The following is an 11,033-nucleotide window of genomic DNA, read 5'->3' on the forward strand; positions in this document are numbered from 1 at the left end:
CTTTCACCCAACAAGTTTGCTTTCACCCAACAAGTTTGACGGTCTGTGGGACTAAAAAATCGCGTAACTAAAACCGGAACCCTTAAGGCTTCCAAGCGCGTGAGTAAAGCGTGAATAACGCACGCTTTGTTGAACTACGTACAAACCTTAAGGTATAGCCATTGTTGTGCAGCAATAGTCAACGCGTTATAACATAAACCCTTTGGGTCTGCATTTTTATTAGACGATTTTACGCCACCGCTTGAAAGCAGCAAAATATAATTTGCAAAAATCTCTGGGACATATTAGATATTTCCGAAAAATAAACCACGCTCAAATTGCTTTAAACCCAAAGGGTCTGCAATTTTAAACCACGCAAAAATTGCTGTTTTTAGCAGTGGACTTGCAGACGCACGCTCAAAACTAAACAAATTCGGTTGAAACCGGCAGAGGTTTCGCCAGAAACGTCTACGGATTTTGGTGACCAACAGAGCGAGCATCGAGTAGTCACTAGAGAAAAAAAGTTTTACTAATACCTTAAGGTGTAAGTAAAACTTTTTTATTTCTGACCATTTCTAACCAGGCAGCATTTTTCAAGGACAAGTTAAGTTGTCCTCTTCAGCATTTATCAAAAAACAAAACCTTCTGAGTGCGCGGTTCTAGCGGCGCACTCATGCCGCCCCTAGCCTTTGGTGCAGCAAGTTATTACTGCGTTGCATCTTGATGCAGACTGTACAGCAGTTCTCTCCAGAATCAAAGTTTTCTAACGGTAGAGCGTGGCTAACCCGAATCTTGCGGCCGCACAATGTGAACCAAGTTCGCTGACCTGGCTTTTCACTGTCCATCAGGTGCAGTGCCTTGTTTTGGCTCATTCGCCTTCCCAGTATATCCATGCCCAATATTCTCGCGTTTTAGATAGTGTATAAACTTTGACAAATGCACTGCAAGCATTTACAAAAATTTGCCGGACAACCTATAGGTTATCCGCTTGTAAATTTTGACGAAATTTACTGTATCATTCCCGGACATAGGGAAATGTTATACATTTCCAAAGTACGCAACACTGTTACATCCCTCTCGACGATTAAGGCTCGATTACTAATCGCACTGAGGATGGCTAACGCCTCCTCAACTCGGCAGCGGTGGCACGAACAACTGGAAAAATGTACCCCGAATGCTTTAACCAAAAGAAATCTCCCTCAACCTCAGATACCACCAATTTTTTACCGTGCAAGCTCTTACGCTCCGCTCCGGTGTACTCCACTTCATCGCCAACCACAAAGGTGTCAAGCAGGGTGTCAACCGACTCTAAGCCTTGTGGTAGCTGGGTTGGAGTCTGCATGTTGACACGGTTGACACCTCTAGAGACATTTTTGGAATTATCTACTTGATCGTTTTGATTGTTAGAAATTGCTTCAAAAAGCAGTAAAGGTGTCAACCTGAGGGCTGTGTTGCTTGCTATATCTGGATTAGAAGCGGTTGACACCTTGGTTGACACCTTTGAAGATAATTGATTAATTATGTCAGTCGAATTGGTTGGTGTGTCTAGGTTTGAAGGGTTTTCTCCCTCGGTTGACACCTCGGTTGATACCTCAGCCAAAACTGGTTGACACCTCCATACGGGCTTAGACTTGCCGTCAATCTTCTTCTTCTCGCACTTCACCCAACCAATACGCTTTAAGCACTCAGCTACCCGCATCTGTAAAACGCGATCGTGCTTGGCAACCTCGATTTTGAGACAGTTACTCAAAATGTCGCTGACGGTGGTTTCTGACTGAAACTCCAAAAATGCGTCGATTGCTTCCTCCCAGGTATCCTCTACCTCATGACGTTTATTTAGCAGGGCGTTGCGCTTTTCCTCGGTTTTGGTCAACCAGTTCATCTCGCCGTTACGGTAGGCGATAACAGCTGCTGCCCATAACAAATCCCGTTCTTTTTGCAGTTGGTCTACTGGGATTTGGTCAACGCTGACCGGGATAATCCAGTACCTTCTGTGGCCCTCTGGGTCAACGAGAAATTGCGCTGGGTTAACGCTGCCCACAAAGCAGCTAGTCCTGGGGAAATATTCAATCGACCGCCCGTAGGGTACCCGCAAGTTGTCAGCCGGGGTAGTGAAAAAAGCCCGCAAACCCGCTATTTCTTTACGTTTAAAGACTGATTCGAGTTCTGCTAGCTCCAAAATCCAAAATCGTCTTAGCTTGAGCCGTTCGTCTTTGTCGTTAGTGCCGCTGGTAATCGTATCGTCGAACCAGTCACGACTAACAGCTAACGTTCGCCAAAATTTGGACTTTTGTAAGCCTTGACCGCCCTGCAACACTAAAGCCGTGTCGTGCTGACACCCAGGTTCAAATACTCGCTTCACTTGCCCAATCAAGTGTTTTCTCATGAAAACGTTGTGCAGCGGTTCATTCGAGCCAAAGTAGCGAGTCGCAATATCATCTAATATCCCCAGGTCTACTGATGAATGCTCATAGGCTACGCGCTCCAAATATTCTGCCACCGGAGAATAAGAACTTTGCTTGGCAAGGTAAACCACCATTTGTCCCGCTTTCTCATTGCCGATGTCAATGTCAAACTCCTTAATCAACCGAGTCGCTAGTGTGTCCATGTCCAAGGGTTCGCCGTCTAGCTCCGGCTTCAGGGTCATGGTGTTAAACCGTAGGCGATGCCCCCATTGGGCGGTAATTAAGTTAAGCGTTTGCTTGCTTTTACTGCGAGCTGGTGATTCCTCTTCCAGGCTTGACGAGACGCTACTTTGAATTTCGCGCTCCAGGCGCTCAATATTGCCTTTACCCCGTCGAGAAAGTTCTTTTTTGAATTCTTGCTCAAAAGCGCCCACTAGCTTGCTCCAACTATATGAACTTTGTTTACACCTCTGGCCTAGCGTCGCTAGCTCAATGCTTCTCTCCGGTTCTTTCAGCACGGCTAGAGCCACTCTGGCAACCTCACACGCATCTTTTACCGTCAGCGGTTGCTCGTCCTGTCTCTTGCTCCAATTTTCGTAGTCTTGGGCAAATTCAAAAATTTGAATTGTTAAATCCCTAGCGGTGACGGCATCCTCTACTAAGTTCTCCAGTTGGTTATTTATCCCGTAGAGGTAGCAGTCACCTCCAGCGGCTCGTATTCGCCAAGCTATGCCCCTAATGACCGCCTCAGATATCCCCGGCTCAAAAATAATGTAATGGCGATCGCCGGATATCTCTTTTGTCGCTTGCGAGTACTCTACTACCTGAAATAACTGCACTAAAGGCATTCCCTTGAATGCGTCAGCTACCCAAAGTGTCGGTAAAGCAATGGAGCTAACTTCACTGTCTTCAGTCCACTCGGCTACTGGAAGGGTGATATTATCTGAACAGTTGTTCATTTTTTTCTTAACTGTTGGGTATTGGTGTTCTGTGCCTGCCCAACAGTTTCAAAAGCGATCGCCCACTTGCTAGCAAACCCCAGAAATTGATAGCCTTAAGGCACATTTGTTTGTTGGTTTTGTATTTGTTCTGGGGCGGCTTTTTCGGGCGATTCGACTTTGAAACTGTTAGCAACTTTCAATTACAAAACCTTTTTCTTAAATCTTGTTTTGTAGAACTTTTGGATTTTTGTAAATACAAAACTCACTGAAAGTTGGCTGTATCAAGCTTACATCCCAATCGGCTAGGGATCAATCACATCACATCCTGTATATGATTTGTTCTGCGTTTTGTACATACAATGTTCTGTATGGTAAATCTGAGTTTTACATGTGGAAAACTGTACGGTAAAATTCGTTCTCGCTTCTATATAAAGCTTCTATTGCCTGTGATAAGGCAATGCAACTGACAAACATTTTTGCCTGGATTGCCGTGTTACACGGCAATCCGGTAATACTACATCAGCTCTACTTGGAAGTTATCAAACCATTCTGTCTCATAGTTGTTTACCTGATACCAGGGATGGTCTTCTGGCAGTTCCACCGCATACTGCCAATCACGTCCAGTCCAGCAAATGCCAATCACCTCCACAGGATGCAAAATCTCACCCTGCTTCACCTTCATCTTGTGCAGTACGGTTTGACCGATGTAATATTCGGGTTTACTAAAAGTCTTACTAATCCGCAGATGCCAAAATTTCAAAGCATTGGCACTGCAACGACAGCCCAAAGTGGGCGCGTCTGACGCTAACATGATCACTGCCTCCTTAGATTCGTAAGGGTGGAAGTCGTGCTGGTAACGGAGCCGTAATCTCTGTTACCAGGGCGCATAAATTACTTACTTGTAAAGCTAGCACAGCAGTGTAAAGCAGTGCAAGAACTTGCCAACAATGCAATTTTTGAGTCATTATGTAAAGAGTTGGCAAGAGTATACAAATGGGTGGAAAACCAATTAACAAACGTATTACAGCCTTTTTACCCCCTGATAAAGCTCAGTTTCTGGAGGAATGGGCAAAAAGGGAGCATAGGGCTGTAGGCAATCTCGCCGCCGCAATACTTCTCAACGTCATAGAAGAAAAGCAAATTCAAGAGACTGGTAAGGACTCAGCAGCATGAGCGAAACCACACCAGACCGCCTAGACCGCATCGAAGCCGCCCTAGATAGGCAAGTCGCCGTCAACGCCGACCTCCGCACGTCGGTTGTTGAACTGCGGGCCACCACAGAAGCACTCCTTCAAGTCGCAACGATTCACCAGCAAAATTTTGAACGCCTCACAACAGAGCTAAACGCCGATCGCGTCGAATGGCGATCGCAAATTGACCGCATCTGGCAATACCTCAGAGAGCAGCGTGGCAACGGTCAAAGTGAGGGATAAAAATGGCAGAAAAAATCTTGTATCAAGGCGTAACAATTGAAATATCTGAAATAGTTGTCGGAACTAATCAACGTTTAGAATTTCGGCTCATCGACTCACAAGGGAAGGAGATAGGCTTTGTTCGTAGTGCCTCTGTAGTTAATTACAGTACACAGCACAAAGAACTACTTATTAAAGACGCGCAGAAGGAGATTGACCGGCTTATTCAAGAGGGCCAAATTATCTAACCGCATCTAGCAGTACCTCAGAGAGCAACGCGGCAGCGGTCTAGGTGAAGGATAAACCAGGATTTTGAAGCATCAGGTACTTGAATCATTGAAACAGAAATCGCTGTAAAAAGCGATCGCACTTTTGGCGCGATTACACAATGTTCTAGCTTCAGCAATATTTATTCTGCTAGAACATTCGCGTAACTTTATTTGGGACGGCTGATCGTTTAACCATGCCATGTGGGTAGTGATTTCAAGGGAGCGAGACGACGCTACGATTTACTCGCTCCAACTTTGTCTACTTTTGTTTACTTTTTTGTCTACATACAATAATAGAGAGTTTCTGAGAGTTTGTCAACAATGTCTACAAACTGTAGACAGCAAACCACTACTAAGCTATTGTGTAAACATAGCTGTCTACAGTTTGTTTACAAATGGCAAGTAATATAATCTCATTTCGCTTAAATGATGCCGAAATTGAGGCATTATCAGCGCTACAGGTTCCAGAGGATAAATCTCTCAGTCAAACTGCTGCAAGATTAGTAAGGAGTTCATTTAGTACGTCTATGCCTCTGTCTACAAAAGCGTCCACAGGTGTAGACATCCTTGAACTGGTAAAGCAGGAAGTGTCCAAGGCGATCGCCAACTCCGAACAATTAAAGGACTTGATTGCAGCCAATACCGCTTACCTGGCAACAGGCATCAACGAAATTAAGCAGGAGGTCGATGAGCGCTTGGGGGAGTTGAGCGCCTGAGAGACAATGCTGCACCTCTTGGGCAATCACCAATTATTCTGTCTACAACTGTAGACACTTCTGTAGACTATTCCTCAATCCGCGATCGCATCCTTGCCAAACTAAAGGTAGGCAGGCAGTCCGTGGGTGGCAAGGCAATCGACGCATTTATCAAAGAACTGCGTCATCAAGTCGAAACTGCCTCTACTTCGGCTGTTTCTAGTGACAAGCCAAGCGTTACACCAAGGAGTGATCGCCAAACTGCGACCACAACAGGTGAACAAAAGCCCCCTACCTGGGAGGCCCGCGCTGACGACTTCCTCAAGGAGGTTGCAGGCGATGGCTAACGACCCAATCAAAATGCGGCTCATGGGTACCAAGGAAGATTTAGAGCGCTGGCTGTGGTTTGTGGGTAAGATGCAAGACCGGGGACTGGCAACCATCATTGAGAAAAGTCCACCTTACAAAAACCGGGGTGAATCGCTGCAACACCGCGTCTACTTGGAAGTTGACTTGCTGCTAGATGCCCCAGATGACGAGATTAAACCTTTGTAGGTAGAGTTGTCTACACCTGTCTACATAATGTAAACAGGTGTAGACGGATAAGCGATCAGGGTTGCAATTACACAATGTTCTAGCTTTTAATATCAGAATGTAACTAGAACATTGTGTAACTATGCCCCAAAAGAGATGTGGACTCGGCTTTGACTGCGGGTCAATGATGTTACAGCCAGGAATAGACCCCGGTGAGTGCGAAAATTACGCCACCTGTGGATCTGCCATTAAACTCACACTAGAAGAAGAGTTTGAATTGATACGTTGGCGAGAAGTCCAAGCGCTCCAAAGGCAAGAGGAATGGGAGCGCTACCGAGAAACCATTCGACTTAATCGCTACCAAGCTGCATTGATGATGCTGACGGCTCGCGGCTGTCCCCAAACACCTGAATCATTAGGTGTTGTGGATTTACTCTTGACACTTGCTACTAAGGTTGAGGAAGTGCAAGCGCAACTCGCCCAATTTGAAGGACAATACATCGCACCGGAAAAGTGCGAAGCCCACACTTACAACGTCAAACGCTTTGGTAGTGTCTATTGCTACAATAAGCTGACCGCCGCTGAAGCAATTTTTGAACCCTCTGAAAAAACCGAGAAAGTCAAAGTCATCCACCTCAGCCACGACCAAGACCCGCGCAACTCAGAAGCGCGGTTGGGTATCGAGCGCAGAAATGCCCTGACTCAAGTCAGGACTCAGATCAATGTTGCCCAACAGGCCCTCACCCAAGCTTTAGACTTGCTGCAATGTTCTAGCATAATAAATAATCAGCAAGCTAGAACATTGGAGAATGCGACCCCAGACATTAGTGAAACGCCGTGAAACGCGATCGCAGATCAAGATCACAGAAACTTTAAAGCAAGATCAGTGCCTTTGCTGTATCAGTGTTTAGCAGGGAGAAAGTAGAAATGAAGTAATAAATTTTACTCTGACAACCAGTATTGTTTTTATGAAATTTTCGTCTAAAGTTTTGGCAATTTTAACTTCAACTTTTGGCTTATTTTCAATCAATTTTGCTGTTTCTCTACCTGCTCAAGCGTCAGTTACATGTGAAGGTGGGACAATTAGTAATTATCAAAATGGTTCATTGGCAACTTGTATTCTTGGACAAGAGACGAACGTCCAGGTTTCTAGCCCCAGTTCTGGGTTATCTGATTTTTATTGCCAAGCCCAACAATATATCTCTTTTGATGAGAAAGCACAGTTTCAAAGTTGCCAGCTTTCACAGGAAATCCAACTTAGAAAAGGTAACTCAATTGAAACATGTCCAGCAGGATATAAAGTAGATGTTTCAACTACACCGAATGGTATTCAATCCATTAGTTGTAGACCCTAAAAAGATGTTTGAGTCGTTGACTGAAACGCGATCGCCTACGGTCGCTGGTTACGCCATCGCAACCACCTAGTTCTATTTTTTTTTCTGGATATTCAGAAAAATTAAAAATGCAAATTCTGATACCGTGCAGTGCTGGCATTAGCCGGAGGCGATAAAGTACAAAATCGAAGGGCGATCGCGGTAGTCTTGCAGACTAATTTTGTTAACTTTAGGTTACCAAACTAACTTATACAAAAGCGCGACCGCACCCTCAACTAGTTAAAAGTGGGCAGGCAGAATGCCCGCCCATTCTCAACTTTTTACAACTACCTCTCAGTTTTTCCAGAAGTAAGCTACGATAACTGCTCTAACTAAGTCAAAGTAAGCCGGACGGCTTGCTGGATCGGTAATTGCCAAACCTAGCGCACCACATACTAAAATAGTAAGGAGTGCAGGCACAATAATGCCTTTATCGAAGGCGTTGGTAATGATTTTCATCTTTTTTGGTATTTTCGCAAAATACTAGCTTTTTAGCCTGTCATCAAAAAAACTTAAAAACTAACGCTATGCAGTTTTAGCTGAGGGCAATCAGTTATCACAGCTATTAAGCGAATTCTTCAACCCCTGTTTTGACACAGGGGTTGCTGTTTTTTAAGATTCTTAGAATCACAGATTGTTATAAGTTTAGCAATTTTATGAAATATTTTATTGAAATTATTTTATTTTTTTTACAGTAAATCTATGCTCAAAAGATCCTCAAAATCATGTGCAGCAAATAGTAAAAATTTAGCAGCACGCTGCTAGCATCTAATGACGAAATATCAACGAATTTTAAGTAAATTGTGCAGCACCTTAGCAACCTAGTGTTGACTCAGTAGGTTGACCTAAAGGGTTCACCTTGGGAACGCATTGAACTTATAACATGATTTTAAAAAATCCAGTTGGTTTTTGCTGTTTCAGCAAATGCTATCGTTCGCTTGTACAACTACTATTATTAGCTTGTACAAATGCTATCGTTTGCTTGTACAACTACTATTATTAGCTTGTACAAATGCTATCGTTTGCTTGTACAACTACTATTATTAGCTTGTACAAATGCTATCGTTCGCTTGTACAACTACTATTATTAGCTTGTACAAATGCTATCGTTTGCTTGTACAACTACTATTATTAGCTTGTACAAATGCTATCGTTTGCTTGTACAACTACTATTATTAGCTTGTACAAATGCTATCGTTTGCTTGTACAACTACTATTATTAGCTTATACAAATGCTATCGTTCGCTTGTACAACTACTATGATTAGCTTTGCAATATCTTAGTTAGTGTCATTGCAATATCTTACCTAATGTCATTGCAATATCTTAGTTGAGAGTGGAAAATCGAAAGCCCGCTAGCAGAGGAGAATAGTACTACCTGTAGCGACCTGCTAGCATCCAAAAAGTTCAAATTTTGAAAAGTGACTTTTTATTTATGTCTACCTTTGTAGACATTATGTCAACAATAGCGAAGCGCTGATCGCACTCTCTCTAACTTCCACGAGCTACTTCCAACTTCCAATAACTAGTAACTGAAGTTGGAAGTTGAAGCCGGAAGTTACTGCGACGCGCAGCGCTGACACCAGCCGTCGGCGATTGCGTACAAAATCGACGGGCGATCGCCCACCATCTATCTACACCTATTCATGTTGAACAGAATTTTCTTGAAGCCATTCAGCTATTGATTCTTGAGTTTCTTTACCGGTTGCAAGTCGTTCCATCATTAAGACAACTTCCGTCTCTGGAATATTCAATGAATATCCATTTAATTCAAGAAAGGTAGCCATCGTTACGAAAGCTACCCGTTTATTACCGTCTACAAATGCATGGTTTTTAGCAAACCCATAGCCATAAGCAGCAGCTAAATCAAGTATTGTGGGTGTTGGCTCACCATAAGCAAGCAGATTCTTAGGTCTATCTAAACTAGCTAAAAACAAATTGTTATCTCTTATACCAGCGAGACCGCCGTGCTGTGCTAATTGGTCTTCATGCATAGCTCTAACAATTGTTTCATCTAGCCAGAAAACCTCCTTCACTTCGCTAACTCATGAAGTGCATTCCTGTATTTAGTACTCACTTTTCTGTAAGCTTCCATTGCCTTTTCAAAATCAGGGTTATAGGCAGTTAGCTGAACACCAGAGGGAGTTTCAGTGACAAACACGTTGTCCCCTTCTTTAACTCTAAGTTTTTGCAGAGCTTCTTTAGGCAGTGTTACACCCAAGGAGTTTCCAACTCTACGAATTTTTAAGGTGTACATAAATCAATAGGCTCTTTAAAGGAGTAATACTTTTGTAATAACACATTTTTATAACTAAATTACATAAATAAATTTTGTAATTTAATTACATCACAAAAGCCATTGCAGGGCGTCCCCTTTGGATGGGAGACTTTCGGTAAAAAGTCTAAATTACCGATTGTGTAAGTGAATGAGCTTCTATAAACCAAAGTCTCGACCTCATTTAAAACTGGTGTATAACTCCGAATTACCGAAAGTTGAACCAGAAGTCAAAAGGAACCCAAAATTGAAGCGACCTAAAAATGAGGACGTGCGCCCACGGGAACATCTTAGACCAGAAGAGGTTGAGCGACTCATCGCCGCTGCCAAAACTGTAGGCCGCCACAAGCAACGCGATGAACTGCTACTACTGATGATGTTTCGTCACGGTTTGCGCGTCTCTGAAGCGATCGCCCTAAGATGGTCTGATATTGACTGGGAAGCAGCCACCATCTACATTCGGCGCATGAAACGCGGTAACCCCTCCACTCACCCCATCTACCCCGACGAATTGCGAATGTTGCGATCGTTCAAAAAACAAACCAAGGACAAAACACCTTGGATATTCATGAGCGAACGCGGCGCACCCATCACCGATGACACGGTACGCATCATCATCAGCCGCGCTGGGGAGATTGCCGAGTTTGACTTCCCACTGCACCCACATATGTTACGCCACAGCTGCGGTTACGCTCTCGCTGCCAAAGGCACAGACACCAGGCGCATTCAAGATTATCTCGGTCATAACAACATTAACCACACCGTCAAGTACACCCAGCTTTCACCCAACAAGTTTGACGGTCTGTGGGACTAAAAAATCGCGTAACTAAAACCGGAACCCTTAAGGCTTCCAAGCGCGTGAGTAAAGCGTGAATAACGCACGCTTTGTTGAACTACGTACAAACCTTAAGGTATAGCCATTGTTGTGCAGCAATAGTCAACGCGTTATAACATAAACCCTTTGGGTCTGCATTTTTATTAGACGATTTTACGCCACCGCTTGAAAGCAGCAAAATATAATTTGCAAAAATCTCTGGGACATATTAGATATTTCCGAAAAATAAACCACGCTCAAATTGCTTTAAACCCAAAGGGTCTGCAATTTTAAACCACGCAAAAATTGCTGTTTTTAGCAGTGGACTTGCAGACGC

At 43.7% G+C, this 11,033-nt stretch carries 17 protein-coding genes; 9 read left to right on the forward strand and 8 right to left on the reverse strand.

The features are described from left to right. Window positions 1–650: 650 nt before the first annotated feature. From FCR06_RS31250 to FCR06_RS34065, 4 genes are all read right to left on the reverse strand, one after another. Window positions 651–851, reverse strand: coding sequence for a hypothetical protein (locus tag FCR06_RS31250; protein WP_138506713.1), 201 nt, complete (start codon window positions 849–851; stop codon window positions 651–653). A 245-nt stretch (window positions 852–1,096) separates the two neighbouring features. Then, on the reverse strand, window positions 1,097–3,343 hold the full coding sequence (locus FCR06_RS31255; RefSeq protein WP_138506714.1) for a virulence-associated E family protein: 2,247 nt from the start codon (window positions 3,341–3,343) through the stop codon (window positions 1,097–1,099). A 496-nt stretch (window positions 3,344–3,839) separates the two neighbouring features. After that, a complete protein-coding gene (locus tag FCR06_RS31260) occupies window positions 3,840–4,136 on the reverse strand; it encodes a hypothetical protein (RefSeq protein ID WP_138506716.1) in 297 nt (98 codons plus the stop codon). Between the two features lie 13 nt (window positions 4,137–4,149). After that, window positions 4,150–4,290 (reverse strand): hypothetical protein, encoded by a 141-nt coding sequence (locus tag FCR06_RS34065; RefSeq protein ID WP_223280382.1) that lies wholly within the window; start codon window positions 4,288–4,290, stop codon window positions 4,150–4,152. Window positions 4,291–4,318: 28 nt separating this feature from the next. Between FCR06_RS34065 and FCR06_RS31265 the strand changes: the two genes are divergently transcribed. The 8 genes from FCR06_RS31265 (at window position 4,319) to FCR06_RS31300 (ending at window position 7,590) form a co-directional block, all read left to right on the forward strand. After that, complete coding sequence (locus FCR06_RS31265; RefSeq protein WP_138506719.1) at window positions 4,319–4,498, forward strand: ribbon-helix-helix domain-containing protein; 180 nt, start codon at window positions 4,319–4,321, stop codon at window positions 4,496–4,498. Next, window positions 4,495–4,758, forward strand: coding sequence for a hypothetical protein (locus FCR06_RS31270; RefSeq protein ID WP_138506721.1), 264 nt, complete (start codon window positions 4,495–4,497; stop codon window positions 4,756–4,758). Before FCR06_RS31265 ends, FCR06_RS31270 begins: the two co-directional genes overlap by 4 nt. Before the next feature lie 2 nt (window positions 4,759–4,760). Next, entirely contained in the window at window positions 4,761–4,985 is a 225-nt protein-coding gene (locus tag FCR06_RS31275) for a hypothetical protein (RefSeq protein WP_138506723.1), read from the forward strand. Between the two features lie 416 nt (window positions 4,986–5,401). Continuing rightward, window positions 5,402–5,722 (forward strand): hypothetical protein, encoded by a 321-nt coding sequence (locus FCR06_RS31280; RefSeq protein ID WP_138506725.1) that lies wholly within the window; start codon window positions 5,402–5,404, stop codon window positions 5,720–5,722. Between the two features lie 122 nt (window positions 5,723–5,844). After that, window positions 5,845–6,048 carry a hypothetical protein gene (locus tag FCR06_RS31285; protein WP_138506727.1) on the forward strand — a complete coding sequence of 68 codons (204 nt, stop codon included), beginning with the start codon at window positions 5,845–5,847 and terminating at the stop codon, window positions 6,046–6,048. Beyond that, on the forward strand, window positions 6,041–6,256 hold the full coding sequence (locus FCR06_RS31290; protein WP_138506728.1) for a hypothetical protein: 216 nt from the start codon (window positions 6,041–6,043) through the stop codon (window positions 6,254–6,256). Before FCR06_RS31285 ends, FCR06_RS31290 begins: the two co-directional genes overlap by 8 nt. A gap of 163 nt (window positions 6,257–6,419) precedes the next feature. After that, a complete protein-coding gene (locus FCR06_RS31295; protein ID WP_223280383.1) occupies window positions 6,420–7,076 on the forward strand; it encodes a hypothetical protein in 657 nt (218 codons plus the stop codon). Between the two features lie 127 nt (window positions 7,077–7,203). Beyond that, window positions 7,204–7,590, forward strand: a complete 387-nt coding sequence (locus FCR06_RS31300; protein ID WP_138506732.1) for a hypothetical protein — start codon at window positions 7,204–7,206, stop codon at window positions 7,588–7,590. Here FCR06_RS31300 and FCR06_RS33240 read toward each other — a convergent pair. The 4 genes from FCR06_RS33240 to FCR06_RS31310 form a co-directional block, all read right to left on the reverse strand. Continuing rightward, the gene (locus tag FCR06_RS33240) at window positions 7,574–7,729 is read right to left on the reverse strand and encodes a hypothetical protein (protein ID WP_189523658.1); all 156 of its coding nucleotides are present in this window, start codon (window positions 7,727–7,729) and stop codon (window positions 7,574–7,576) included. The genes FCR06_RS31300 and FCR06_RS33240 overlap by 17 nt on opposite strands. Before the next feature lie 173 nt (window positions 7,730–7,902). Then, entirely contained in the window at window positions 7,903–8,067 is a 165-nt protein-coding gene (locus tag FCR06_RS33245; RefSeq protein WP_189523659.1) for a hypothetical protein, read from the reverse strand. Between the two features lie 1,180 nt (window positions 8,068–9,247). Continuing rightward, window positions 9,248–9,643, reverse strand: coding sequence for a type II toxin-antitoxin system death-on-curing family toxin (locus FCR06_RS31305; protein ID WP_138506734.1), 396 nt, complete (start codon window positions 9,641–9,643; stop codon window positions 9,248–9,250). Beyond that, a complete protein-coding gene (locus FCR06_RS31310; protein WP_138506736.1) occupies window positions 9,640–9,864 on the reverse strand; it encodes an AbrB/MazE/SpoVT family DNA-binding domain-containing protein in 225 nt (74 codons plus the stop codon). The genes FCR06_RS31305 and FCR06_RS31310 overlap by 4 nt, the downstream gene beginning before the upstream one ends. Before the next feature lie 169 nt (window positions 9,865–10,033). Between FCR06_RS31310 and FCR06_RS31315 the strand changes: the two genes are divergently transcribed. Next, the gene (locus FCR06_RS31315; protein ID WP_138506738.1) at window positions 10,034–10,696 is read left to right on the forward strand and encodes a tyrosine-type recombinase/integrase; all 663 of its coding nucleotides are present in this window, start codon (window positions 10,034–10,036) and stop codon (window positions 10,694–10,696) included. Window positions 10,697–11,033 lie beyond the last annotated feature (337 nt).

It is taken from the genome of Nostoc sp. PA-18-2419 (assembly GCF_005869855.1).
Taxonomy (GTDB): Bacteria; Cyanobacteriota; Cyanobacteriia; order Cyanobacteriales; family Nostocaceae; genus Nostoc.